General features: G+C 60.8%; 21 protein-coding genes. 9 read left to right on the plus strand and 12 right to left on the minus strand.

Translation table 11 applies throughout. From position 1 onward, the window contains the following. Positions 1 to 107: 107 nt before the first annotated feature. Entirely contained in the window at positions 108 to 1,904 is a 1,797-nt protein-coding gene (locus M1E04_RS24395; protein ID WP_410928360.1) for a putative bifunctional diguanylate cyclase/phosphodiesterase, read from the minus strand. 440 nt (positions 1,905 to 2,344) lie between these two features. Between M1E04_RS24395 and uvrD the strand changes: the two genes are divergently transcribed. The 3 genes from uvrD to M1E04_RS24410 all read left to right on the plus strand — a co-directional run bounded on the left by uvrD (position 2,345) and on the right by M1E04_RS24410 (position 6,124). Then, complete coding sequence (gene uvrD / locus M1E04_RS24400) at positions 2,345 to 4,528, plus strand: DNA helicase II (protein WP_065988144.1); 2,184 nt, start codon at positions 2,345 to 2,347, stop codon at positions 4,526 to 4,528. 206 nt (positions 4,529 to 4,734) lie between these two features. Then, entirely contained in the window at positions 4,735 to 5,589 is an 855-nt protein-coding gene (locus M1E04_RS24405) for a Tim44 domain-containing protein (RefSeq protein ID WP_192130620.1), read from the plus strand. A 127-nt stretch (positions 5,590 to 5,716) separates the two neighbouring features. Then, positions 5,717 to 6,124, plus strand: coding sequence for an SMI1/KNR4 family protein (locus tag M1E04_RS24410; RefSeq protein WP_065988140.1), 408 nt, complete (start codon positions 5,717 to 5,719; stop codon positions 6,122 to 6,124). 60 nt (positions 6,125 to 6,184) lie between these two features. On the opposite strand, the gene M1E04_RS24415 is transcribed toward M1E04_RS24410, so the two are convergent. After that, entirely contained in the window at positions 6,185 to 7,939 is a 1,755-nt protein-coding gene (locus tag M1E04_RS24415) for a cation:proton antiporter (RefSeq protein ID WP_192130619.1), read from the minus strand. Positions 7,940 to 8,249: 310 nt separating this feature from the next. Between M1E04_RS24415 and M1E04_RS24420 the strand changes: the two genes are divergently transcribed. After that, the gene (locus M1E04_RS24420; protein WP_065988133.1) at positions 8,250 to 8,735 is read left to right on the plus strand and encodes an acyl-CoA thioesterase; all 486 of its coding nucleotides are present in this window, start codon (positions 8,250 to 8,252) and stop codon (positions 8,733 to 8,735) included. 19 nt (positions 8,736 to 8,754) lie between these two features. Here the strand turns inward: M1E04_RS24420 and pdxY are convergent, their stop codons facing one another. Next, positions 8,755 to 9,621 carry a pyridoxal kinase PdxY gene (pdxY, locus tag M1E04_RS24425; RefSeq protein WP_296305898.1) on the minus strand — a complete coding sequence of 289 codons (867 nt, stop codon included), beginning with the start codon at positions 9,619 to 9,621 and terminating at the stop codon, positions 8,755 to 8,757. Between the two features lie 134 nt (positions 9,622 to 9,755). On the opposite strand from pdxY, the gene M1E04_RS24430 reads away from it, so the two are divergent. Further along, positions 9,756 to 10,148, plus strand: coding sequence for a DUF3301 domain-containing protein (locus M1E04_RS24430; RefSeq protein ID WP_192130617.1), 393 nt, complete (start codon positions 9,756 to 9,758; stop codon positions 10,146 to 10,148). Positions 10,149 to 10,168: 20 nt separating this feature from the next. On the opposite strand, the gene M1E04_RS24435 is transcribed toward M1E04_RS24430, so the two are convergent. Then, positions 10,169 to 11,131, minus strand: coding sequence for a CobW family GTP-binding protein (locus M1E04_RS24435; protein ID WP_192131004.1), 963 nt, complete (start codon positions 11,129 to 11,131; stop codon positions 10,169 to 10,171). A 51-nt stretch (positions 11,132 to 11,182) separates the two neighbouring features. Here M1E04_RS24435 and M1E04_RS24440 point away from each other — a divergent pair, with 51 nt between their 5' ends. Then, the gene (locus tag M1E04_RS24440; RefSeq protein WP_192130616.1) at positions 11,183 to 11,554 is read left to right on the plus strand and encodes an NADH:ubiquinone oxidoreductase; all 372 of its coding nucleotides are present in this window, start codon (positions 11,183 to 11,185) and stop codon (positions 11,552 to 11,554) included. A 12-nt stretch (positions 11,555 to 11,566) separates the two neighbouring features. Here the strand turns inward: M1E04_RS24440 and zigA are convergent, their stop codons facing one another. After that, positions 11,567 to 12,769 (minus strand): zinc metallochaperone GTPase ZigA, encoded by a 1,203-nt coding sequence (gene zigA, locus M1E04_RS24445; protein ID WP_456292170.1) that lies wholly within the window; start codon positions 12,767 to 12,769, stop codon positions 11,567 to 11,569. An 87-nt stretch (positions 12,770 to 12,856) separates the two neighbouring features. Here zigA and M1E04_RS24450 point away from each other — a divergent pair, with 87 nt between their 5' ends. Next, entirely contained in the window at positions 12,857 to 13,246 is a 390-nt protein-coding gene (locus tag M1E04_RS24450) for a glutamine synthetase (protein ID WP_065988119.1), read from the plus strand. 107 nt (positions 13,247 to 13,353) lie between these two features. Here M1E04_RS24450 and M1E04_RS24455 read toward each other — a convergent pair whose 3' ends face one another. Beyond that, positions 13,354 to 14,592 carry an N-acetylmuramoyl-L-alanine amidase gene (locus M1E04_RS24455; RefSeq protein ID WP_192130614.1) on the minus strand — a complete coding sequence of 413 codons (1,239 nt, stop codon included), beginning with the start codon at positions 14,590 to 14,592 and terminating at the stop codon, positions 13,354 to 13,356. Positions 14,593 to 14,837: 245 nt separating this feature from the next. After that, positions 14,838 to 15,359 carry a DUF3617 domain-containing protein gene (locus M1E04_RS24460; protein WP_065988113.1) on the minus strand — a complete coding sequence of 174 codons (522 nt, stop codon included), beginning with the start codon at positions 15,357 to 15,359 and terminating at the stop codon, positions 14,838 to 14,840. 174 nt (positions 15,360 to 15,533) lie between these two features. Here M1E04_RS24460 and cls point away from each other — a divergent pair, with 174 nt between their 5' ends. After that, positions 15,534 to 16,973 carry a cardiolipin synthase gene (gene cls, locus M1E04_RS24465; RefSeq protein WP_065988111.1) on the plus strand — a complete coding sequence of 480 codons (1,440 nt, stop codon included), beginning with the start codon at positions 15,534 to 15,536 and terminating at the stop codon, positions 16,971 to 16,973. Positions 16,974 to 17,099: 126 nt separating this feature from the next. Here the strand turns inward: cls and cfaB are convergent, their stop codons facing one another. From cfaB to hflK, 5 genes are all read right to left on the minus strand, one after another. Beyond that, positions 17,100 to 18,284: a C17 cyclopropane fatty acid synthase CfaB gene (gene cfaB / locus M1E04_RS24470; RefSeq protein WP_296305907.1), complete on the minus strand. Its 1,185-nt coding sequence runs from the start codon at positions 18,282 to 18,284 to the stop codon at positions 17,100 to 17,102. Positions 18,285 to 18,561: 277 nt separating this feature from the next. Further along, the gene (locus tag M1E04_RS24475; RefSeq protein ID WP_456293235.1) at positions 18,562 to 20,442 is read right to left on the minus strand and encodes a cation-translocating P-type ATPase; all 1,881 of its coding nucleotides are present in this window, start codon (positions 20,440 to 20,442) and stop codon (positions 18,562 to 18,564) included. A 71-nt stretch (positions 20,443 to 20,513) separates the two neighbouring features. Continuing rightward, positions 20,514 to 21,581 (minus strand): SPFH domain-containing protein, encoded by a 1,068-nt coding sequence (locus tag M1E04_RS24480; protein WP_192130611.1) that lies wholly within the window; start codon positions 21,579 to 21,581, stop codon positions 20,514 to 20,516. After that, the gene (gene hflC / locus M1E04_RS24485; protein WP_192130610.1) at positions 21,578 to 22,618 is read right to left on the minus strand and encodes a protease modulator HflC; all 1,041 of its coding nucleotides are present in this window, start codon (positions 22,616 to 22,618) and stop codon (positions 21,578 to 21,580) included. The genes M1E04_RS24480 and hflC overlap by 4 nt, the downstream gene beginning before the upstream one ends. 11 nt (positions 22,619 to 22,629) lie before the next feature. Continuing rightward, positions 22,630 to 24,597 carry a protease modulator HflK gene (hflK, locus tag M1E04_RS24490; RefSeq protein WP_456292171.1) on the minus strand — a complete coding sequence of 656 codons (1,968 nt, stop codon included), beginning with the start codon at positions 24,595 to 24,597 and terminating at the stop codon, positions 22,630 to 22,632. A gap of 417 nt (positions 24,598 to 25,014) precedes the next feature. Here hflK and lpdA point away from each other — a divergent pair, with 417 nt between their 5' ends. Further along, positions 25,015 to 26,415, plus strand: a complete 1,401-nt coding sequence (gene lpdA, locus M1E04_RS24495; protein ID WP_065988096.1) for a dihydrolipoyl dehydrogenase — start codon at positions 25,015 to 25,017, stop codon at positions 26,413 to 26,415. The last annotated feature ends 153 nt before the right edge of the window (positions 26,416 to 26,568 follow it).

The raw sequence follows: 26,568 nt of genomic DNA on the forward strand, positions 1-26,568 counted from the left end.
TCAAGTGAAGGATGGGCCGGGCTGTAGCTTTCTTGTAGTTATACTACATGACCTGCAAACCGCACAGTTAAACGATCTTCCCGTGGTCAACCGATCGGTGATGAGGGTTAGGTCGCTTTGTAGTGTAGGGCTTTTCGTACAGGACTCCAGGCTTCAGCCAGACAACTGCGCAGGATGCCGCCCATGACGCTGGCCTCCACCGGGCGACTGATCAAGTAGCCTTGAACCTCGTCGCAACCATGAGCCCTGAGAAACTCTAGTTGCTCGCAATCTTCCACGCCCTCGGCCACAACCCTGAGGTCAAGACTGTGGGCCATCGCAATGATTGCCCGTGTAATCGCCGCGTCTTCCGCCCCTTCGTTCAAGCCGCGGATGAAGGCCTGGTCGATCTTCACGCAATGCACTGGAAATCGCTTCAGATAGCTCAACGATGAATAGCCGGTGCCGAAATCGTCGATGGCCAATTTCACGCCGAGTGCGCGCAGTTGCTGGAACGTGGTGATGATGTGCTCGACGCTCTCCAGCAACTGACTCTCGGTGAGCTCAAGCTCCAGGTATTCCGGCTTGAGCCCGGTTTCTTCCAGCACTTGCCGCACGAGGCTGACCAGCTTGCCCTGGCGCATCTGATGCACCGAGAGATTGACTGACACCCTGATCGGCGCGAGCCCCTCCCGCTGCCATTCGCATGCCTGATGGCAGGCTTTGCGCAGCACGAACTCCCCGATGTTGGCGATCAGACCGGTCTCCTCCGCCAGTCCGATGAACTCGCCGGGCGAAATCAGACCGCGCTCGGGATGACGCCAGCGCACCAGTGCTTCTGCCGAGTTCAGGCGCCCGCTTTCCAGCTCCAGTTTCGGCTGATAAAACACTTCCAGCTGCCCTTCTGCGATCGCGCGACGCAGTTGGATTTCCAGCTGCAAACGACCGGGCGTGCCCGCCTCAAGGCTTTCAGTGTAGAACTGAAAATTGTCGCCACCCAGGTGTTTGGCGTGTTGCATGGCCATATTCGCCTGGCTGACCAGCGCGGCGATGTCTCGAGCGGAACCCGGCAGCAACGCGATGCCGATAGAGGCACTGACCACCAGCTCATGGCCGGACACCGATATCGGCGAGCGCAGCTTGGCCAGCAGACGCGTCGTGATCCGCGCCATTGTGGTCAGGTTGCCGTGGCTGTCGAATAGCACGGCAAACTCGTCCGCCGACAAACGCGCGACGGTATCGGCGTCCGCTACGTGGGCGTTCAGCCGGCGCGCGACGAGGCGCAGCAACTGGTCAGCGATGTCGTGACCCAAGCTGTCATTGAGCAATTTGAAGCGATCAAGGTTGATGTGCAGCAGGGCCAGCGTTCGCCCGCCATGACGCGCACGCTGATTGGCCTCGCGCAGCCGCTCGTTGAACAACGCCCGATTGGCCAGGCCGGTCAGCTCATCGTAATGGGTCAGATAGCGCGTACGCTCTTCGTACTGGCGCGTCAGCTCGCGATTCAGCTCGTCACTTTTGGCTTGGGCCTGTTGAAGGTGCTCGATGAGCGCCACGTTCTGAAACCGCCGGATCAGGCCCCGCTCGATCAAACGGTTGACCTGCGCGGCCACCACGATCAGCGCCAGTAGCAGAATCAGGCCGAGCCAGCCCCAGCCATGGCATTGTGGGTCGCCGGTCCAGAACAGATAGAAGATGGGCGGCAGCAGGCACGGCAGCGTGAAGGTGAGGAATGCCGGAATGCTCACCGCATAGGCCACACTGGCAGACAGCGTCGCGGCGCCGATCAGGCCGAACACCCAGGCCTGTTGCGACAGGCTTTGCGCGGGCATCAGCACCAGCGCGGCGCTGGACAACGTGAAACCGCTGACACAGGCGCCGGCCAGAAACATGCGATTCCAGATTGGCTGTGAACGACGATCCATTGATGCCGACCTGAACGCTGCGACCTGCAGCACGCGCAGACTGACCAGCGCTGAAAGCCATCCCAGCCAGACGCCAACCAGCACGTAACGCTCGGGGCTCCAGAGCAGCCATGCGCAGAGCAAACCATTGATGAACATGAACAGGGTCGGCAGGAGCGATCCCTGATAGAGAAGGCGGGTGCGCTCGGCGGCAAGCTGGGTCGCGAACTGCTTGCAGATGACACGGCGTGTCGCCACGGAGTCGGCCGGGGCTTCGGAGCTTAAGGTCATGGCGTTTCTTATAATTGGTGGCCTTGAACGTTCGCGGAGGATACACAAGGGACCGTCGAGACCAAACAGTCATCAATTAAAATCTACAGACGGCAAAATGCGACCGACAACATCACGACCGGCCAGCGTTAGGGTTTGCCCATGCCCTCACGGCACCCTAGAATGCCCCGATGCGCGATGACCTCTCCCTTCTGCTTAACTCCCTCAACGATGCCCAACGCCAGGCCGTAGCTGCCTCCGTGGGTCGTCAGTTGGTCCTGGCCGGCGCTGGTTCCGGCAAAACCCGTGTGCTGGTGCACCGTATCGCCTGGTTGATCCAGGTCGAGAACGCCTCGCCGCACTCGATCCTGTCGGTGACGTTCACCAACAAGGCCGCTGCCGAGATGCGCCATCGCATCGAGCAACTGATGGGTATCAACCCGGCCGGCATGTGGGTGGGCACCTTCCACGGCCTGGCGCACCGTCTGCTGCGGGCGCACTGGCAGGAAGCGGGTCTGAACCAGAGCTTCCAGATCCTCGACAGCGATGACCAGCAACGACTGGTCAAGCGCGTCATGCGCGAGCTGAATCTGGATGAGCAGCGCTGGCCGGCACGGCAGGCGCAGTGGTTCATCAACGGACAGAAGGACGAAGGGCTGCGTCCCAAACATATTCAAGCCTCGGGCGATCTCTTTCTGACGACCATGAAGTCGGTCTACGAGGCCTATGAAGCGGCCTGTCAGCGCGCCGGCGTTATCGACTTCTCCGAGCTGCTGCTTCGCGCGCTGGACCTGTGGCGCGATAACCCGAGCCTGCTTGCGCACTATCAGCGCCGTTTCCGTCACGTGCTGGTGGACGAATTCCAGGACACCAACGCCGTTCAATACGCCTGGTTGCGCCTGCTCGCCCAGGGTGGCGACAGCCTGATGGTGGTCGGCGACGACGACCAGTCCATCTATGGCTGGCGCGGGGCGAAGATCGAGAATATTCATCAGTATTCCGAAGATTTCCCCGACACCGAGACCATTCGCCTGGAGCAGAACTACCGCTCCACCGCGAGCATCCTCAAGGCCGCCAACGGCTTGATCGTCAACAACACAGGGCGTCTGGGCAAAGAGCTGTGGACGGACGTCGGTGATGGCGAGCTGATCAATCTCTATGCCGCGTTCAACGAACACGACGAAGCGCGCTACGTGGTCGAGACCATCGAAAGCGCAATCAAGACCGGTCTGGCGCGCAGCGATATCGCCATTCTGTATCGCTCCAACGCCCAGTCGCGGGTCCTCGAAGAGGCCTTGCTGCGCGAGCGCATCCCGTACCGTATCTACGGCGGCCAGCGATTCTTCGAGCGCGCCGAAATCAAGAACGCCATGGCGTATATGCGTCTGCTGGACGGGCGTGGTAATGATTCGGCGCTGGAGCGGGTCATCAACGTCCCGCCCCGCGGTATTGGCGAGAAAACCGTCGAAGCGATTCGCGAGCATGCGCGCCATGCCGACGTTTCCATGTGGGAAGCCATGCGCCTGCTGGTCGCCAACAAAGGCTTGACCGGTCGTGCAGCGGGCGCGCTGGGCGCGTTCATCGAACTGATCGAAAACCTCGCCGCCAAGGCTGCGGACATGCCGCTGCATCTGATGACCCAAACGGTGATCGAGCAGTCCGGCCTGATCACGTACCACAAGGAAGAGAAAGGCGAGAAAGGCCAGGCCCGGGTGGAAAACCTTGAGGAACTGGTCAGCGCCGCGCGCGCCTTCGAGAACAGCGACGAAGAGGAAGACCTGACGCCACTGGCTGCCTTCCTCGGCCATGCCTCGCTGGAGGCCGGCGATACGCAGGCGGACGAGCACGAAGACAGCATTCAGCTGATGACGCTGCACAGCGCCAAAGGTCTGGAGTTTCCGTACGTGTTCCTGGTGGGAATGGAAGAAGGCCTGTTTCCACACAAGATGAGCCTGGAAGAGCCGGGGCGTCTGGAAGAAGAGCGTCGCCTGGCTTACGTGGGCATCACCCGCGCCATGCAGCATCTGGTGATGACCTACGCAGAAACCCGACGCTTGTACGGAAGCGAAACCTACAACAAGGTCTCGCGCTTCGTCCGGGAGGTGCCGGCCAATCTGATTCAGGAAGTGCGGTTGTCCAACAGCGTGACCCGGCCGTTCGGCGGTTCCAAAACCATGGCCCCGAGCCGCTTGTTCGATGGCGAAGCCATTCCGCAGAGCCAGTTCTCCCTGGGTCAGCACGTGCAGCACGCGGTGTTTGGTGAAGGCGTGATCCTCAACTTCGAGGGTTCAGGCGCTCAGGCACGGGTCCAGGTGAATTTCTCGGAAGGCAGCAAGTGGCTGATGCTGGGGTACGCGAAGCTCGAGCCGGTGTGATCGGCAACTGCCGATGCGTTGATGCCCCACTTGCATTCCCACATCCACCCCCCATCTTTCCTACAGAACTTTCTTCACCTGCCTACAACCCAAGTGGGACAGGCAGGTGAGGATCCACGCAAAAGCCGGAAACATATGGCCGCTGGTCATCCCCATGTGTCCTGTGCAACATGGCGCGCGTGCAATCCACAAACGGGAATTCCCTTATGCAACGTTTTCTTAGCATCGCTCTGGCAATGATTATCGGGCTCACCATGAGCCTCGATGTCAACGCTGCGCGTTTCGGTGGTGGCAAGAGCATGGGCTCGGCGCCAAGTCACCAGGCGCGTCAAACAGCTCCTTCTACTCCTGCCGCAGCACCTAATGCCGCCGGCCGTCCTGCGCCTGCTGCGGGCGGTGCTTCCAAATGGCTGGGCCCATTGGCCGGTCTCGCCGCCGGTGGTCTTCTGGCCTCCATGTTCATGGGCGGTGGCTTCCAGGGCATGCAGTTCTTCGACATTCTGATCATGGCGATCATCGCCTTCGTGATCTTCCGCTTCATCGCGGCGCGTCGACGCAAACAGCAGCCACAGATGGCTCCCGCCGGTGCTCCTTACCAGCGTGAAACCTTCGAACAGCCACAACCGGCCCAGAATTCGATCTTCGGCGGTTCCGCTCCAGCAGCGGCAGCCCGTCCGGTGATCAACGCACCGGCCTGGTTCAACGAAGAACGCTTCATCGAGGCTGCGCGCAGCCACTTCCAGTCGCTGCAACAGCACTGGGACGCGAACGAGATGGACAAAATCTCCGAGTTCGTGACCCCGCAGATGCTGCAGTTCCTGAAGAAGGAACGCGCCGATCTGGGCGACGGTTTCCAGTCCACGTTCATCGACAACCTCAACGTGCAACTTGACGGTCTGGACGATCGTGCCGACAAGACGATTGCCACGCTGACGTTCAATGGTGTGTCGAAAACGTCGCGCTTCGACCAGGGCGAGGTCTTCAGCGAAAGCTGGAACATGGAACGCGCTCAGGGTGACAACCAGCCTTGGCTGGTGGCAGGTATCCGCCAGAACGGCTAATACCGCTGAGCTGCTTCAAATGAACCCCGGACTTGTTCCGGGGTTCTGTTTTTAGAGAAGCCAAGTTAATTTGGCGATGCCTTTGAGCTACTGTATAACCCGCGCAAATCGTTAGAGGATCCACGTCGTGGAAGAAGTCATTGAACAACTCCGTGAAGCCAATGAACCGGTCCCTGTCCCGCTTGAGCTGCCTGATGAAGATCAACTGGTCGAGGTTGAGGAGCAACTGTTCATCAATATCCCCTTCGTCTTCAAAGAGTTCTTGCTGACCGTCAGCGACGTGGTCTACGGCAGCCTTGAGCCCGTCACCGTCACTGACCCGGGCTCGCACACGTACCTGCCGGAAGTGGCGGCGACCGCGTGGGACATCGGCGTGCCGCGCGAGCTGATCCCGATCTGTCAGGACGGCGAGGATTACTACTGCGTTGAAGAAGACGGCACTGTGGTGCTGTGGTCTGGCGAAGAAGAACTGGTCACCGAAGAAAGCTGGGAATCCGTCTGGCACTGGGCGCGCGACGTCTGGCTGGAAAGCTGAGAAGCACAGCCGCCCTCCTCAGTCAGCCTTGAGGCACGAACCTCAAGGCTGATTCAGCGCTCATGACTCAGGGTGATTGCCCAAGGTTTCAAGCAACGCGATCTGCATGCGCGTATGCACCCGGATGAACCAGCGCCACAACACGGCAGCCACCACGGCCGCCACGACCACAATCAGCATCAGCCATTCGCGCGTCGGCAGCATGCTGGATGACAGCAATGCGATGAGCAGAAAAATCACCATCAATGACAGCAGCGGGATCACTTCGGCGATCACCCGACGGACACGCGCGGTGTGCCTGCCCGCCATCTCCGGCTTCACGCTCATCTCTGCCAGCAGCATGGACAGCGCCTTGAGCTTGCGATAAGCCGCGATCAGGAACGGCAGGGAAAGCAGCAAGCACCCACCCCAGATCCAGGCTTTTTGCTGCCCGACATCGCTGACCCAATCGCTGAAATAGACGCCAATACGCTTCGCGAAGAATGCGCCGGTGAAGAAGATGGCGATCACCAAAGCCAGATTGATCCCGACTTGCAGCAGGATCTTGCGGATCATCGCTGCCAGCACGGCGCCTTGCCCCTGCGGCTGAATGCTGCGCAACCACTCTCCGTATAGGCCAAACACCCGCGCCATGCGTGCAGGAACAATAGCGCCCAGTGTGTGGGACAACGGGTCTGCTGCCCGGATGAGGTAAGGCGTCAAGAGCGTCGTTATGGCAGACACCGCCACGGCGACCGGGTAGAGAAAATCGCTGGTAACCTGCAGCGTCATCCCCAGCGCTGCGATGATGAAGGAAAATTCGCCAATCTGTGACAGCCCCATGCCCACCCGCAGCGAGGTCTTGCCATCATTGCCCGCGATAAAAGCACCCAGCCCGCAGGAAATCATCTTGCCCAGCACCACGGCAACGGTGATCACGGCGATGGGCCAGGCGTAATCGAGCAGGATTTTCGGATCGATCATCAAGCCGATTGCGACGAAAAAGATCGCGCTGAACATGTCACGGATGGGCTCGACCAGGTGCTCGATCTTCGCCAGTTGCCTGGATTCAGCCATGATCGCGCCGATGAGAAACGCCCCCAGTACCATGCTGTATTCGAGTTTGACCACCAGCAGGCAAAACCCGAAGCACATGCCCAGCACCGTGATCAGCAGCATCTCGTTGCTGTCGAACTTCGCCACATAAGCCAGCAATCGCGGCACAACCAGAATGCCGATGACCAGCGCGACGATCATGAACAGCGACAGTTTGCCGACCGTTGAAAACACCTCGCCGGAACTGACCGTGCCGCTCACGGCGATGCCTGATAACAGCGCGATGATGCCAATGCCGAGGATGTCTTCGACGATGAGCACGCCGAAGATCAGCTGGGCGAAGCGCCGGTTCTTCATTTTCAGGTCGTTGAGCGCTTTGACGATGATGGTGGTGGACGAGATCGCCAGAATGGCACCGAGGAACAGAGAATCCATGGTATTCCAGGCGAAGAACTGGCCGATTTCGTAACCGATCCAGATCATCAGCATGATTTCGAGAAACGCGGCGATAAACGCCGTCGCGCCCACCTTGAACAGTTTGCGCAGGCTGAATTCCAGGCCAAGACAAAACATCAGAAAGATTACGCCGAGTTCGGCGAGGGTCTTGATGGTGTCTTCGTCGTGGATGAGGCCAAAAGGCGGGGTGTGCGGGCCGATGATAAAGCCGGCGACAATGTAGCCGAGTACGACGGGTTGCTTGAGCCGATGAAACACCACCGTTACGACGCCAGCGACGAGCATGATCACAGCCAGGTCTTGAATGAAACTGATGGCATGCATGGGCGCTGCTCCTGCTGGCAATCGGTGAAATATGCGTATCTGCCTGAAAGAGAGACGACTGCTGTACGAAAACTCGCCAACGAGGTCCGATTATTCTGACTGAGACGCAGGATTTACCCCATCCAAGGGCTTCCGCAGGTTAACACCGCACAAAAGCGCGAGAAGCCAGTGCAATATATGGAAACAGATGGGTGCAGGGCGTGACGGCGGAGCGGCCGTTGGCGTCCCGGTATCGATGGTTTTGTAGCCAATCTGCAATTCGAGCACCTGAGCAAGGTGCCTTCTGACCCTTTTAGACCGTGAGCACGCTATGGAACCCGGAAACGCCCAGCTGTCGATGACTGTATTGATGACCCCGGACATGGCCAACTTCTCCGGCAACGTGCACGGCGGGACGCTGCTGAAGTACCTCGATGAAGTGGCTTACGCGTGCGCGAGCCGTTATGCGGGACGCTATGTCGTGACGCTGTCGGTGGATCAGGTGATTTTCCGTGAGCCGATTCACGTCGGCGAGCTGGTCACGTTCCTGGCATCGGTCAACTACACCGGCAATACGTCGATGGAAGTGGGCATCAAGGTGGTGACCGAAAACATCCGCGAACGCTCGGTTCGTCACACCAACAGTTGCTTCTTCACCATGGTGGCGGTGGACGACCAGCGCAAACCTGCCGGCGTACCACCGCTGACGCCGACCAACAGCGAAGACAAGCGCCGTTACGTGCAGGCACAACAACGCCGCCAGATCCGTCAGGAACTGGAGAAGCGTTATCGTGAAATCAAGGATGAGCCCGTTTAAGCCAGCGCCGGGATTCGCTCTACAACCGGACGGCTTCGAACTTGACGCGCGGGTGAGCGATTCGGTCCTGCGCGCGCACCAGCTCCAGCTCGTAGCTGCCGCAGGCCTGGGTTTCCAGCAGCACCTCATGCACTGCTGAGGCCGCGAATTCGAAGGCGCTGCGCAGGTCGTCACCCAGCAGAATCCGGGACAGGAACAGCCCGGACGTCAGGTCGCCCACACCGACCGGCTGCCGAGGGAATGCCAGCAGCGGTCGGCGCAGGTGCCAGGTTTCGTGTTCGGTCACGAGCAGCATCTCAAAGCCGTCTGCAGGTTTCTCCGGATAGGCCAAGTGTTTGACGACCACCGCCTTCGGACCTCGGGCCAGCAACGCCCGCGCCATGGCCACGCAGTCGAGCAACGATTCGGGTTTGCGGCCGGAGAAGCTGTCCAGCTCCAGCTGATTGGGGCACAGAAAGTCGGCGACTGCAGCGGCCTCGTCCAGCAGGAAATCGCTGACCTCTTGGGGCACGATGCAACCCTTCTCCGGGTGCCCCATCACCGGATCACACAGATACAGCGCGCGCGGGTTGGCACGTTTGATCTGCGCAACGGCGCTCAGAATCGCCCGCCCCTGCGCTGCGCTGCCCAGATAACCCGACAGCACCGCGTCGCAATTCCCCAACTCGCCTATCGCGGCAATCCCCTCGACCAGCGCCGGAATCTGCTGCGGCGCCAAGACTTCCCCCGCCCAGTGGCCATACTGGGTGTGGTTGGAGAACTGAACGGTATTCAACGGCCAGACATTGATGCCGATACGCTGCATAGGGAACACGGCTGCGCTGTTGCCGGCGTGACCAAACACGACGTGCGACTGGATGGCGAGTAGATGGGGCGTGCGTTTCATGACAGGTTCCTGAGACCGGGAAGGCACAGTAGTGGCGATGCCGGACGAAGTGAAGCGAAATTAAACTTTCGGGCTATGGCTGTCTGTCACCCGACGCAGTTAAGCTGCAAGTCTTCTGTTGGAGTTCCTTTTCCATGCTGACCCTGGGCAACATTTTCGTCCTCATGCTGCTGGCGACCGCCGGCGCCTGGCTGTGGCACGCCCATGGCCTGCGTGAACGGGCGCTCGAACGCGTCAAACAGCACTGCGCCAAACTCGAGCTCGAACTGCTCGACGGCAACGTCGCGCTGAAGAAACTCGCTTTCAAGCGCGACAATGAGGGCCGCAAGCGCCTGGCACGGGTGTATAACTTCGAGTTCACCGTCACCGGTGAACATCGGCATCCCGGCACGATCACCATGTTTGGTGCCCATGCGGCGCAGATCGAACTGGCGCCCTACCCGTTCGAGATCAAAGACCCCAAGCCCACGGCCGAAATTATCCAGCTGAGCCAGTGGCGTCAGGAACACAACAAGTGGAAACAGTGATCCGCTGTGGATAACTCGCTTTAAAGCAGACAGGCCGCCAGTGCTGTCTGCAAAGCGGCCTCGTCCTGGGGCTTCTCGAAGATCAGCTCAAGGCGAGAGTCTCTGCGCCACTCACTCGACGTCCATTCCAGCGAACTCCCGTTTAGCGCATTGCCTGAGATCCACCCCTTCTCGCTGTGGATAACCAGCTTGGCGCGCCGCCAGCCCAAGGGTTGCAGCCAGCCTTGCACCTTTGCCGCATCGAATACCCGCTCAGGGTGCCAGCGCCAGCCAATGCTCCAGCCCTCCGCCTGTTGCTGGCTCAGGCACACCGGCGCCATCGGGTCCGACCACGTTGCGGGGAGTTGCGCCAATGACCGGGGGATGGCCGGATTGTCGGAGCCAGCGTGAGCGTTGACGTCGATGCCGGGCAACGCATTCAGAGACAACGCGCCGTGATCAGTCCAGCGCAGCGGCCGAACAGGCAGTCCATCTGTAATCGCCGTTCGCGTCGACGCGTCCAGTCCATCAGACTTGTTCAACACCAACAGGCCCGCCTGCGCCAGGGCGTCTTGCTGGGTGTCAGGCAGCGTTTTGCCCTGGGCGAGCGCCTGGGCGTCGAGCACCATGACACTGGGCTGGATCGCCAGCACGCCGATCCAGGGCGTTTCATGTAGTTGCTTGATCAACTGAACCGGATGCCCCAGCCCGGAGGGCTCGATGAGCAGGCGGTCCGGTCGGGCCTTGCGCAACAACCGGCCGAGCCCCACCTGAAAAGGCGCGCCGTTGACGCAGCACAGGCAACCGCCAGCCACCTCACCAAGTGCGATACCATCGTCGCCGGTCGTCAGCAGTGCCGCATCCAGGCCTATCTGGCCGAACTCATTGATCAGCACAGCCCAGCGCTCGTGCGCAGGTTTCTGCTTGAGAAGATGCCTGATCAGGCTCGTCTTGCCAGCACCTAAAGGGCCTGCAATGACATGAGTGGGGATGTTCTGCAGCATGTCGGCCATTCTTGAGTTCGCTCCTGAAGTGAGCGCTGACGGAGGTAATTGATGCGAATAATCAGGCTGCCCATAGGGCTGGCGTGGGCGCTGCTGGCGATGACGTCGGCGCAGGTCTGGGCCGAGTCGTGCGTTGTACACAGCCAAGGCGACCGAGTGGATGTCAAGGTCTGTCAGGAAAACCTGAACATTCCCCCAGACCTGTTCCATGACGGCTTCTGCAAACCCCAGCTCAAGGATCAGAAAACCGAGGTCACGTATTCGGAACAGTGCCCTTCCGGTTCATTTGGCCAGTGCAGCAACGCGCAGGTGGCCAATATGCCTTATCGGCAGAACATTCACTATTACGGCGTGGCCAGCGACGCGGCGTTTCTCAAACCGTTCTGCGAGCAGCAGAGCAAAGGCATCTGGAAAACGCAGTAAGTCGGACGGGTTTTAGGCCGCGTCGCCATACCAGTCGCCGAACGGATCAGGCATCGAGCGCCAGCACGCGACGCCGGCCGCCATCTCGGCGTCGGTCAGCAAGCATTCATCCAACTCGGCAGCCAGCCGACCGAAGTCGATGTTCTGACCGATGAACACCAGTTCCTGACGGCAATCACCGGTCTCCGCCTCCCAGCTGCGCATGATCACCTGCGTGCTTTCGTCATCCTGCGGCCACTGCGCTTTGGGCACGAAGCGCCACCAACGACCGGCGAAACCATGACGCATCAAGCCGCCGGCCTGGGACCAACTGCCGGCGTCCTCGTGCTTGCTGGCGAGCCAGAAAAACCCCTTCGAGCGCAGCAGACGGCCGTTTTCCCACGGCGCATTCAGGAAGTCGAAAAAGCGTTGGGGGTGAAAGGGCCGACGCGCCCGATAAGCCGTGGATGCGATGCCATACTCTTCAGTCTCCGGCACGTGTTCGCCACGCAATTCCTTGAGCCAGCCCGGTGCCTGCGCCGCACGCTCGAAGTCGAAACGGCCCGTGTCGAGAATCTTACCGAGGGGCACGGCGCCCATGACCATGGGCAGAATCTCCGCCTGGCTGTTGAGGCGACGCAAAATGGCCATCAGTTCCCGGCGATCGGTAGAGCTGATCAGGTCGATCTTGCTGATCAGGATCACGTCGGCGAACTCGACCTGCTCAATCAGCAGATCAGTGATCGCCCGCTCGTCCTCCTCGCCCAGGGGCTCGCCACGTGTAGCCAGGCTTTCTGCAGCGTTGAAGTCCTGCAGAAAATTCAGGCCATCGACCACCGTCACCATCGTGTCGAGACGGGCAACATCGGCCAGGCTCCGGCCCTGTTCATCACGGAAGGTAAAGGTCTCCGCCACGGGAAGCGGCTCGGAAATGCCCGTGGACTCGATCAGCAGATAGTCAAAGCGGCCTTCATGGGCCAGCCGGCTGACCTCTTCCAGCAAATCTTCGCGCAGGGTGCAGCAAATGCAGCCGTTGCTCATCTCTACCAGTTTTTCTTCCGCCCGATTGAGGCTGACGTCCCGCTGAACTTCGCTCCCGTCGATGTTGATCTCGCTCATGTCGTTGACGATCACCGCGACGCGCAGGTTTTCGCGGTTGCGCAGAATGTGGTTCAGCAGCGTGCTTTTGCCCGCGCCAAGAAAGCCGGACAGAACGGTAACGGGAAGGCGGTTCATGAAGGTTTCACCAGAGTACGGTTGTGATCGCTTTTTACGTTATAGTATAACGATACAAAGGCGCTAATCTTTTTTGAAGGCAGCTTCATGACGCGGTGGTTTGGGTTGTTGGCAGGGTGTTCGCTGGTGCTGAGTACGCAGGCGTTCGCCCTGCCACCCTCGCCCAGGCTGGACAAGTCGTTGTGCACGCGCACTGCGACGCTGTTGGCCTGCACCGATGCCGACGACAACACGTACAGCGTGGCGGTGGCAGGGAAGACGATGTTCGTGCGCGGCTTCGAAAGCGTGGGCAAGCGCCGCTGGGCGCAGACCAACAGCCGTTATGGCTCGCTGACGTTTTTTACCGGGCTGGCATCGGACGGCGAGACGTGGGTGGGTTATACCCGGAAAGTGGGGTGGACGACGATCAGTCGGGTGTCCAGTTCAAGCGGGAGCCGGACCAAGATTACCTGCGACCGAGTGATGGGCTGTCGGTGACCCCGATTCCTCGGCGCTCCCACAATGGGTGTTCAGCCAGGTGCATCTGCAGTGGTGTCAAGTTTGATGAGAGCGAACTTGCACATTCTGCCTCATGATTTAGTCCGTCAGACCAACGCCTCATTCGCCTTTTGCGCTTGGCGCCAAGCCACATATGACCCTGCTGGCGGATTGCGCTCGAAGTAGCGCTTCATGCCATCAAACAAACCATCGGCCACGGCCTGCTGATGACGCGCGGTGACGAGGCGCTGACTGTCACGGCTGTTGGAGATGAAGCCGGTCTCGACCAGAATCGATGGGACATCCGGTGATTTCAGCACCGCAAAACCGGCCTGTTCCACGCGCTTTTGGTGCAGCGTCGTGATCCCTTCCAGGCTGCCCAGTACGGTGTGACCCAGATCCAGACTCGCGGCGATCGTGGCGTTCATCGACATGTCGAGAATCACACCGGCCAGCATCGGATCCTTGTCTTTCAGGTTCAACAGGCTGTTCGCGCCGATCAGGTCGGCGCCGTTTTCACGCTGGGCCATGAAGCGCGCTGTCGCGGAGGTCGCGCCGTTCTCCGACAAGGCAAACACCGACGCGCCGGAAGCCGTCAAACGGGGCGCTGCGTCGGCATGGACCGAAATGAACATGTCAGCGTTGTATTTGCGCGCGACGTCCACGCGCTTGCGCAGCGGAACGAAGAAGTCGTCATTGCGAACCAGGCGCACATCAAAACCCTTTTCGCGCTTCAAACGCTTGGCGAGCAACTGCGCGATGGACAGCACGACGTCTTTCTCCCGCTCACCCTTCGAGCCGACGGCGCCAGGGTCTTTGCCGCCGTGGCCTGCGTCGACGACCACCATGATGTCGCGCTTGGAACGGTCCCTTCCCGCGGACTGAGCGAGAGGCTCCTTCGCTAACGGTGCGGCTGCAGCCAACTGCACCGGCGGACGGGCAAGTACGTCATGCCCCAGATCAAGAACCAGCCGGTTGCCTTGCGCGCCATCGGGACCCAGCAGGAAGCTGTTGATCTGCACGGGGGATGTCAGGTCGAGCACGATGCGCGTATCGCTCTGACCGAAGTGGCCGGAACGAATGGACTTGATCGGCGTGTTTTCCAGCGCCAGCTGACTGAAGTTGCCCTCAAGCCGCGCGCCGCTGACATCAATGATGATCCGCTCGGGCGCGCTGAGCGTGAAGGTCTTGTACTGCACCGGGCCACTCAGGTCGAACACCAGACGCAGCTTGCTATCGGAACGCCACAGTCGAGCGTTTCGGATCTGCGTCGCGTTGACTGAGAATGGAAGCGCAAAGGCGGCGCTGGCCAAAAGCATGTTGAGCAGCATTTGACGTCGGTGCATGGCACGTTCCGATGGCGTTGAGCATCCCGGCTCAGAGATGGAGGGCGATAGTTACAATATAACAGCCGGGCTATCGGACGAAGATGAAGCTTTTTATAAGATCGGCGGGGTTTTAGTGAGCCTCATCAACGCCTAAGGCGGAAAAGCTCATGTGAAACAACACCATGTTCCACGTGGAACACGACCCGCTGTCTGCACCAACAAAAACGCCCTGACAAGTCAGGGCGCTTATGGAACATTGTGAATCAGGTTCTCGGTTTTACCGTTCCGCATTGCTGGCCCAGCCAAACAGCTCGGGTGTCCATGCTGCCGTTCTGCTGCTGCCCTGTAGCGTTGAAGGAGCCAATGACGTGGGTATTGAACTCACGGTCACTCAGGAACTGTGCAGTGCCGGTGCCTTGAGCGCGAGGGCAGCTGAACTTGAATTTCCAGGTAGCGCCGGTACGTTCGGTGATCTGCTGGGTGCAGCCCGACTTCGGATCGGTCAGCGGGATCTGCTCATTCTTGACCTGCTCTTGGGTCAGGCAAATACGTACGCCCTTACCACCCAGAGTAACGCCTTGTTTTTCCAGCATTTGCTCCATGGCAGCGCGCTGCTGCGGCGCCATCATTTGCAGCTGGGACAGCATCACCTGCAGGTCCGGCATCTGCTGACCGTCGACCTGCATGTTGCTAGAACTCAACTCCCACAGCCCCGGCTGCAACACCTGCGCCTGGGCGAAGGGGGCAGTCAGACAAACCATCAACGCCAGTACACGCTTTTTCATGAATCGGGTTCCTTTATTACTCTTGGGCATCTTGATGCGGCCTGCTTGCAAGCCACTGAACGATGACGGTTAGACGGCAGATCGGGTAGCCAGTTGCACCCGCAATAAAATAGCGACAATCCTGGTGCAGTGTGGTCTGTTAGACACCAATAAGCTTCTAGCACAAGGTTGCGCATGGATTACCACAGCCCGTATTTCTTTGGCTATTTGCTGGGTTTCACTCACCTGCTGGGCATTGTCGCAGCAATCCACGCCTTACTCACCGTACGTACTGCTCAGGGCTCTATTGCCTGGGCGATGCCCCTCATTTTCATCCCTTATGTCGCCCTCCTCCCGTACCTTGTTTTCGGGCGGAGTACGTTCGATGCCTACATCAAAGCACGGCGTCAGGCGAACACCGAGATGCGCACAGCGATCGCCGACTTCAACTGGAAGCCATGGATTGAAGAGGCGGTGGCCGCGCGGCGCTCGGACGCTTATCGCTCGCTGCGCGCGATGCCAAAACTGGGCCGCATGCCGTGTCTGGCGAATAACGAAGTGAAGCTGTTGATCAACGGGGATGAAACATTCGGTGCGATTTTCGAGGCCATCAAAAGCGCCCGGGAAGTGGTGTTCGTGCAGTTTTTCATCATCCATGACGATGATCTCGGTCGCCGACTGCAAGGGCTGTTGCTGGAAAAAGCCGCTGAAGGCGTAGCGATTCATGTGCTCTACGACCGCATCGGCAGCCATGCGTTACCGGCGCGCTACATCGACAAACTGCGTGCCGGTGGCGTTCAGATCAAGGCCTTTGCCACACGGGGCGGCTGGCTGACGCGCTTCCAGATCAACTTCCGTAACCACCGCAAGATCGTCGTGGTGGATGGCATCAAAGGCTTCGTTGGCGGGCACAACGTGGGCGATGAGTACCTCGGCCTCAAGCCGCCGCTGGCGCCATGGCGCGACACTCACGTTAGCGTTGTCGGACCTGTCGTGGCGTGCTTGCAGGAATCGTTCGCCGAGGACTGGTTCTGGGCGACTCGTGAAATCCCCCCGCTGATCCTGCCCGACAGCTACCCGGAAGACGGCGTACTGTGCCAGTTACTTGCCAGCGGCCCGGCCGATGCGCAGGAAACCTGCTCGCTGTTCTTCGTCGAAGCCATTCATGCGGCGACCGAACGGGTTTGGATCACCACACCCTATTTCATTCCCGATGAAGCAGTGTCGGCGGCGCTGAGATTGGCGGTCCTGCGCGGCGTGGATGTGCGCCTGCTGCTGCCGTCGCGTCCAGATCACTACACGGTCTATGCCGCCTCCAGCTTGTTTGCGTTTGAAGCCGTCCGCGCAGGCGTTCGCATCTTTCGCTACAAACCCGGCTTCCTGCACCAGAAGGTGGTGCTGGTGGATAACGCGATCTCGGCGATCGGCAGCGCCAACCTGGACAATCGTTCGTTCCGGCTCAACTTCGAACTCATGCTCTTGACCGTGGATGAGGATTTCGCACGCGAGGTCGAAACCATGTTGATCGACGACTTCGCCCTCTCCCACGAAATCTCCAGTGAAGAGAGCAAAGAGACCCATCACCTTCAGCAGTTGGGAATGCGCGTTGCCAGGCTGATTTCGCCGATTCTGTAGATGTGATTGAGCAGTACGCCAAGTGTGGGAGTGAGCTTGCTCACGAAGACGGTATTTCAACCGCCGATGATTCGATGGATGTACCGACGTCTTCGCGAGCAAGCTCGCTCCCACAAGTTTTAGCAATTACGCGTAGATATCGTCCCTGGTCAGCGGCAAATTATGGCTGCCATCCGCATGCGGCTTGACCGCCAGAATCTGGTGCAGATTGATCCAGCCCTTGGAAAACGCATACGCACAACCAGCCAGGTACAACCGGAAGATCCTCAGTGCCTGCTCCGGCACCATCGCAGCGGCGAGGTCGAGCTTCTCCTCCAGACGGGCGCTCCAGTGCTCCAGCGTCCTGGCGTAGTGCAGGCGCAGGCTTTCCACATCGACCACCTCCAGCCCGGCCTCGCTGATGAATCCGGTGATCATCGACAGGTGCGGCAGCTCACCATTGGGAAACACATAGCGATCAATAAAATCTCCTGCGCCGCGCCCGACAGGTCGCCCGTCGGTGTGCTTGGCGGTGATGCCGTGGTTCATCACCAGACCGCCCTCCTTCACCGCACCGAACAAACACTTTGCGTACAGCTCAAGATTGGCGTGGCCGACATGCTCGAACATGCCAACGCTGACGACCTTGTCGAAGCGGCCGTCCCTGGGCAGATCCCGGTAGTCGAGCAGCTGCAGTTCGACACGGTCCTGCAGACCGTCCGCGCGCACCCGCTCCTGGGCAAGCGCCAGTTGCTCACGGCTTAACGTGATGCCGAACACTCGGACGCCGTACTCACTCGCGGCAAAGCGGGAAAGCCCTCCCCAGCCACAACCCACGTCGAGCAGGTACTCCCCCGGTTTGAGGCGCAGCTTGCGGCACAGGTGATGAAACTTGTTCTGCTGCGCCTGATCGAGCGTCTCGTTGCCGGACTTGAAGTAGGCGCAGGAGTAGACCATCTCCCGGTCCAGCCACAAGCGGTAGAAGTCGTTGGAGAGGTCGTAGTGGTAGGAAATCGACGCGGCGTCGGTGGCCTTGTCGTGCTCGGTGCGCACCGGGAGATTGTCATCGCCCTCGTCTACCAGCGCTTTGGTCAGCTCGTCGCACACCCGGACCACTTCGCTGATTGACCCTTCCAGCTCAAGCCGGCCTTCAACGAAGGCGCTGCCCAGAAGGCCCAGACTCGGGTGGGTGAAATCGGAAACGAGGGACGGGTCTTTAACCACGATCGTGACGCGGGGATCATTTCCCAAGTCGAGCTCGTTGCCGTCCCAGAGCTTGAGACGCAGCGGCAAATGAAGGTTCTGTAACGCCGGTGGAAGTTGCGCGAGCATATGAAATCCCCCTGATCCAGCTACATGGAAAAGGGTAGTCCATAACCGGCTCCAGACCAGGAGCCGTCAGGCGATCGGCTTGTTTGAACGACGACGAATCTACAACGGGTACAACCTCGTGCCCCAGAATTCGAGCCAATGTGACGCCTGCAAATGGAGCACCCCGAACGAGACTGAACTTAATTTGTAACAGAGTTCTTCAAAGCTCAAGCGAATTTTAATACTTAGGGGAGCCCTCTAACCCGGCGCTTTCGATGCAGGCGCCGGGGAATATGGCTTAGGAAGGATTGTGAAACTTCGCGATGGGCTCGTGGAAACGCAGCAGTCGCCCAGCATTACCCAGCACCAGCAGCGTGCTGAGGTTGTGCAAAACCGCCGCGATCATGGCGCCTGCGGCACCCAGCACACCGAAAGCCGCCATGGCGACAATGGCCAGCGTCCAGCCCAGTCCAATGATCACGTTCACTTGCAGGGTGTGGCGACACTGACGGCTAAGCCGCACACAGGTGCCCAGCCGGCGCAGATCACTGCCGATCAACACGATGTCGGCGGAGGCCAGCGCGATATCGGCACCGCCCGCGCCCATCGCCACGCCAACCACTCCGGCCTTGAGCGCCAGGGAGTCGTTGATGCCATCGCCGACGACCATCGGGCGAAAGCCTTTTTTGATTTCGCTCAGCACCCGATTCAGCTTGTCCTCGGGCAACGCCTGAGCGTGGATATCACTGATGCCGACCTCCTGACCGAGGCTGTCGGCGACACTCTGGCGATCCCCCGTCAGCAGTAACTGCCGACCCATGCCCAGTTCGCGCAGTTCACTGAGCGCCTGACGCGCCTCGGGCTTGAGGCTGTCGGCCAGCAGCAGCCAGGCCAGGAAGTGGCCATTGACCGCGAGCCCGGCAATCGGGCCATCGTGATCGGGGATCGGCGAGGTCGCGATGCCCATCTGCGCGAACAGCTCAGGCCGCCCCAAGGCGGCTTCACCCCGCGCGGTCTGCGCAACGACGCCCAGCCCTTGGCGCTCTCGAATGTCGTCCAGTGGGAGCAGATGATCCTTGTCCACCAACGTGGCCAGCGCGCGACTGACCGGGTGACTGCTCGCCGAACCCAGGCTTGCCGCCAGCTCAATGACGTCGTCGCCCGCGCCCTCCTCGGCTTGAACCGATTGCAGACGCAAACTGCCGTAGGTCAGCGTGCCGGTCTTGTCGACGACCAGTGAAGTGAGGTCGGCCAGTTCTTCAAGGAAAGCCGAACTGCGGATCAAAATGCCGTGACGCGCGGCGACTGCAATACCGGCGATGGCTGTCGCCGGCGCTGACAGCACCAGCGCGCAAGGGCAGGCAGCGACCAATACCGCCAGCATGGCCTGGGCGTTATTGGTGATGAACCAGGTCACGGCCGCAATCAGCAGCACCAGCACCATGTAGCTGCCCGCGTACTTTTCCAACAGGCGAGTGATGGGCGGTTTGGAGCGTTCGGCACTTTGCATGAGTGCGATGACCTTGCCCAGGGTCGACTCGTTGCCAATGCGCGTCACTTCAATGCGCAGCAGCCCGTCGAGGTTGATCGCGCCGCCGAAGACTTCCATGCCGGCGCGCGCTTCGAGCGGAACCGACTCTCCGGTGATGGGCGCCGTATCGAGGCTGGCCTGCCCCGAGACCACCAAGCCGTCGGCCGGGACACGGTCACCGGCGCGCACTTCGACGCGATCACCGGCCACCAGCGTACCGTTGTCGACTTCGCGGACAGAGCCATCCTTATCGATCAGCCGAGCGTGGCTGCGAGTCAGACGGCCCAATGCCTGAATGGCTTCCTGGGAGCCGATCACGCTGCGCTCTTCCAGCACGTGGCCGAAAATCATGATGATCGGCAGCAACGCGGCGGTCATCAAATCGCCCGTCGCCCACGCGCCCAGCATGGCCAGTGCGATCAATTGGTCAGTAATGCCGTGCAGGCTGGGGTACCGCAAGCTGTGCCAGCCGGCGCTGACCACCGGGATGGCGACCAACAGCGAGGCGGCGCCCAACAGCAACTGGCTGACGCCGACTTGCTCGGGCGAGAAAAATCGCCACACCAGCCCCAGCGCGAGCAGGCCGAGGGCAAGCATCGCCAGCGTCAACTGTCGGGCTGCGCTGCGCTGTTCACGGCTGGTGAGCATGCTGCCGGGCGCGTCGGGCTCGGCATGCGGGTGAGCAGGGTCGTGGGAATGGTTGTGTACGGCTTCGCCACTCATTTGTCAGCTCCCTGAATGATCAGGCGGGAATCGTCGCGGGGGTCGACCGTGGTCACTGAACCCGCCTGTTTCAGGATGGCCGGCACCCGCTCGCGGTAGATCCGCAATAGCAATCCGGGATCGCTCTTGTTTTGGATCGACATCGCCAGGCCGGTCACTGCTGCGGTGTCGGTCTGCGCCTTGGCCAGCCGTTCAGACGCTTGGGCGTGGGCGACCTGCAGCGTGCGGTCGGCCTGCTGATTAGCGGTCTGGTTGAGTTTCTCTGCGTCCGTGCGCGCGTTCGCCACGGCCTGATCGGCTTGCTGGCTGGCAGTCAGCACCGCGTTGAACGCATTCACCGCCGCAGCCGGCAGACTGGACTGCACGTCGACACGCACGACTTCAACGCCCAGACCCACGCCAGTGGCCGTAAGCTCGCCAAGCCGCGTATTGATGCCCTGCACCAGATCGCCGCGCAGGCGTTCGCGACGCTCGGCAGACTGGCTATCAGAGCCCACCAGCTCGGGACGCGCCACCAGAATGGTGTCCAGATCCCGCGCCGCCGTGAGGCTGACGGCGCTGCGATTGACCAGACGGTCCAGTGCCGGCAGCACGTGTTCGCCTTGGAGCACGAACTCCCGTGGGTCCGTCACTTTGTAGTACGCCGTCACGTCGAGTTGTACGACACCGGCGTCGCCCGTAAGCAGATAACCCGAACCTGCCAGTGCGTCGCTCATCGGCGTCGCAAAACTGGTGATCTTGTCGGCCGCCAACGCAGTGGGTGAACGCATCAGTGTTTCGACATGGCGCTCAATCACGCGGTCAGCAGAAGGCAACAGCACCACTTGCTCAAACGGCTGCGGCCAGGCCAGCAGCAAACCGGCGTTCTGCACGCGGTCCATCTCACCGAAGCGAAACACCACGGCGCGGTTCTGTGGGTCGATTTCCCGCACATTGGAGACAGCCCAGCCGAGCGCTGCCAGCAGGGTCACGACATACAGCCCCAAAAACGCCAGCCGGCTGGCCTGCAGCCATGGACTGTTCACCACCGGCCGCTCGATATGCGCCGCGTCTTGCTCGGTCATGGCTGCGTTCCAGCCTTGCCATCCAGGGTCGGCGGGCCGTCCACGAGGACACGGAACGGCGCGGCATCGGTGCGCAGAATCAGTTTGGTGCTCGGCCCCACCACGGTGCCGAGGGTGTCCAGCGAGCGCAGCAAGTTATACAGCTGCGGTGAACCGGCGTAGGCGCGACCGTAAATCTGCGCCGCTTCAACGCGGGATTGCGCTTCGATGTCGGCGGCTTTCACGGTTGCGTCGGCCTCGACAATCCGCGCGTCGCGTTCGGCGGCAGAGCGGATCTGCGCCGCCTCGCGTTTGCCGATGGCGGTGCGCTCGGTGGCGATGGTCTCGCGCTCGGCGCGCATGCGGTCGACCGTCGCGTTGAGGGTTACCGACGGCAACGTAAGACGTTCAACACCCACTTGCAGGACGCGAACCCCGTAGGTGGTCAGCAGTTGCTTATCGATCTGCTGACGCAGCTGGTTTTCGAAATCGGCGATGCGCACCTGATTGGCGTCAGTGTTGATCAGGCTCGACAGATCAAAACTCGCGGCGGTGGTTTCCAGCGCCGAGCCGACGAAGGTGCGGATCTGCCGGGCCGCTTCGTCCGGCTGGTTTTGCACGGCGCGCATGAAGCGCTTCACGTTGTCCGGATCGCCCTGCACCTGCCAGGCCACGTACGCCTGAACGATGATGCGCAGGCCGTCACGGGTACCGACGTCTTGCAAGCCACTTGAGGTGGTGCGCAAACGCAGGTCGACGGGGATCGCTGCTTCGAATGGCGCCGGCCAGCGCCAGCTCAGGCCGGGATCGAGCAGCACCCGCGCCGGATTGCCGAAGCGCGTGATGACCGTCGCCTCGCCGGAGCGCACCTGCACCAGACTCGCCGCCGCGACCGCGAAGGCAATCAGCACCGCTGCCAACGCAGCACGACGCCACGGAAAGACAGCAGGGCCGGAGGCTTGGCCATGGTGATGACCGTGATGGTGGCCGCCATGACCATGGCCTGCGTGGTCGTGACCGGAATGGTCGTGATGATCGTGGGAATGAAACAGACTCAAGAGACGACTCCTTATTCAGCCGAGGGCTGTTCAGCTGACGGGGTCGACGCTGCGGGGTCGACCGGGAGGATAAAGGAACGCAGATCGATGGTCGGTGCGCTGGTGCCACCGAGCCGATGATCCAGCACCAGCAATTTGGCGTGGGTCAGCCCCTGGGTCAGCTGAGTGAAGTACTGCTCCAGAAGAAACGCCTGGCCCGCTTTGGCGTAGCCCTGTCGTTCGGCGCTGAAACGCAAGTCAGCACCTTGCGCCGTTGCCATGACTTCCCGCGAACTCGCGGCCGCCTGGTCAAGGGCCATGCTGGCGTGCAATTGCGCCACATTGGCCTGATCGGCCGCCGCGCCACGCTCCCGGGCAATGAGTGCCTGGGCGCTGATCTGTGCGGCCTGGACCGCGTGATAGGCATTGGCTGCGCCGGCTGGTGGATGAATCGACTCGACCACGGTCGCGAGAATTTCCACGCCGCTGTCGAGTTTTTTCAGGTCCCGCTGTACGGCATCGCCGATGTCAGCCGCCAGATCATTGCGCTGCTCACCGAGCAATTCATCGAGGGTGCGCGAGGCGAAATCGTGCACCAGCACACGGCTGGCGGTGCTGCGAATCAGACTGGGGATGTCGGCGCTGTTGTACGTTGCGGCCAGTGCAGCCTCGTCCGTCAAACCGATGCGATACACAAAGCGTACGTCCATGTTGACGATCTGGAAGCTCTGCTTGGCACCGGAGCCGCTGGCGATCACTTGCGACTTGTCATTGATATGCGTGGCGTCCCATAACCGGTTGGCAATGGCAGGCGGCGGGCCTTCGGCAGGGTCAAGGGTCTGCTCGGCGCCCGCCCCCTCTGCGACACTGGTCGCCAGCTCGTGGACCACACCGTTTTCCACCGCCAGTACTGTTCCGAACGGCCAGGGCAAACCGGCATGCAGACCGGGCTCCAGGACTTCAACCGGTTTGCCAAACCGCTCGTAAATGCCACGGCCCTGCATGGGAATTTCGTGAACGCCGCTCAGCAACCAGCCCAAACCGACGATGACCGCCATCACCGGCAGAAAGGCGCGGCGCATGTAGGTAAACGCCCAGATCTGCCGCAGGTCGATGCCGAAGCGGTTGTGCAATTCGTTTTGCAGCGCGAGCAGCGGGCGTGGTGGCCAGCGCAACAGACCGGCGACGAAGCTGCTGGCGATCAAGCGCGGCTCTAGACGCTCATTGCGCGGGCTGAAGACGGACAAGAACGCGCGGATGAGTAACTCGATGGCGACCAGCCCAGGCAACAGGCCAATCAACACCGCAAGCCGGGCGGGCCATACGCGATCGACGGAGGAGAAAAACAGGCAGAACGCCGTGATCAGCAGCGTACCGATGGCGACCTTGGTGATCTGCGCCAACTGCTCGGCTTCTGGCCAACCTGCCTCGGACTCATTGCTGAATTGCCGCTCCAGCACCAGCAGCGCAAACCCGATCAACAGCAGCAGGCCGCCGACCACGTTGCCGACAAGGCCGACATTGCTGCCTGCCAAAGCAAGGTTCCAGATCAGGCCAATACTGATCAGCGACAGCAACGCCCAGCCCGCCAGCCAGAACACCGGCAATCCAACCTGGCCGACCATTGAGGTGCCGGCGCCGCTGATGCGGCCGAGCACGCGGTCGTACCAGCCCTGCTCTTCGGTGTGAAGCAGCGCTTCATCGTCAGAAGCCGCTGCGGAAGGGGGTGCGATGACGTCGGCGCGCCACTGGCTGACCACGTGCGCCGACTGCAATGCCGCCGCCAGCACGAGCAGGCTCGCGGCACTGTTGGTCAGCACTGCCGTCCACAGCGAGTTGGGAGAAAAGAGGTCAACAAAAAGCGACACCACCAGGCCGATGACGCCCACCGCTCCTGTCAGATACGTCAGCCGTGAAAGACGCCGCGATTGCACAGCCGCTCGCTGAAACCGTGGCAGGCTTGACGGTGCAGCGCCCTCATCATCCAGATCAACCCGCATTGAAACTCCAAAGCCCGTTTAACGCTGTAATCATCACCCCTCCCGCCCGCTCGCAGGCGTTGCGTGGCACTGCTTACAGCCACGCTGACACATGGCGTTACGATATAACAGAAGTCGTGAAATTTTCGTCTGATTATTCATTTGCGCAGCCCTGAATGCGGGGTCAGACAGCCAGCAGACAGGTGAACATTCACTGCAGTCGCATTGGCTCACATCCCCGACCAAACCGAAGGCGCCTTCCCCGCTAAGCCGGTCCTGCGAGATGCGCGAGGAATAGCGCCGGGGCCACGCACTTGACTTTGAAGTGCCCGGGGAGAAATATTACAGCCATCATTTAAGCCTTCCAAGTGACGCACGACATTTGTCCAGACACGGCTACGCTTCCCTCCATTGCTGGATTCCTCGAGGAGTACGTTCATGAGTCACTACGACGTTGTCATCATCGGCGGCGGCCCCGGCGGCTACAACGCGGCGATCCATGCGGGCCAGAAAGGCCTGAAAGTGGCGTGCATCGAAGGCCGTGAAACGCTGGGCGGCACATGCCTGAACGTAGGATGCATTCCTTCCAAATCGTTGCTCCACGCCTCGGAGCTGTATGAGGCGGCGACGGGCGAGGAATTCAAGAAGCTCGGCATCGAGGTCACGCCGACACTGAACCTGACCCGGATGATGGCGCAAAAGGCTGAAAGCGTGACAGGCCTGACCAAGGGCATCGAGTTTCTGTTTCGCAAGTACAAGGCTGAGTGGATCAAGGGTTGGGGCCGCCTCGCCGGGCCCGGCAAGGTCATCGTCACCGATGCTGCAGGTGTCGAAACCGAGCTGACCGCCAAGGACATCATCATTGCCACCGGCTCCGAGCCGACGCCCCTGCCAGGCGTGACCATCGACAACAAACGTATTCTCGATTCCACCGGCGCGCTGTCGTTGAGCGAAGTGCCCAGGCATCTGGTGGTGATTGGCGCGGGGGTCATCGGTCTCGAGCTGGGCTCGGTCTGGCGGCGGTTGGGGGCGAAGGTGACGGTGGTCGAATTTCTCGACCATGTCGCCCACGGCACCGACCTTGAGGCGGGCAAGACGCTGCATCGCTCACTGTCGCGTCAGGGGATGGCGTTCAAACTCGGCTCGAAGGTCACCTCTGCCGTCGCCGCGGAAACCGGCGTCACCCTGACCGTGGAACCCGCCGCCGGAGGCGAAGCCGAACAGATCGAAGCGGACTACGTGCTGGTGTCCATCGGCCGTCGCCCGGTGACGAAAGGACTGAGCCTGGAAACCGTCGGGCTGGAAGTAGACAAGCGCGGCGTCCTGCCCAACACGGGGCATCGCACGGCGGTGGAGGGCATCTGGGTGATTGGCGACGTCACGTCCGGCGCGATGCTTGCGCACAAGGCGGAGGACGAAGCCGGCGTGTGTGTCGAGCGCATTGTTGGCAAGAAGGGTGAGCTGAATTACAACCTGATCCCCAATGTCATCTACACCCAGCCCGAACTGGCCAGCGTCGGCAAGACGGAAGAGCAACTGAAGGAGGAAGGTCGCGCTTACAAAGTCGGCAAATTCCCGTTCAGCGCCAACAGCCGCGCCAGGGTCAATCACGAAACGGACGGCTTCGCGAAAGTGCTGGCGGATGAGCGCACTGACGAGATTCTTGGCGTACACCTCGTCGGCCCAAGCGTCAGCGAGATGATCGCCGAGTACTGCGTGGCGATGGAGTTCGCGGCCTCTGCTGAAGACATCGCCCTGACCTGCCACCCCCATCCGACAAGGTCCGAGGCGCTGCGCCAAGCGGCAATGGCCGTAGGGGGACATACCACGCAGGCTTGAAGTACGCGGCCAAAATCGGCCGCGCGAGCAAGACGCTGAAGCAAAACAGGTTGTGCCCTGAAACGATTTTTTTCCCCGTTGCGCGAACAAGATGCCGAGATTGTTATCTGTTTGTTGGTAATTTGCGTTCAGCAAGGATTGGGAAAGCGCACT

It is taken from the genome of Pseudomonas sp. AK106, from assembly GCF_053903055.1.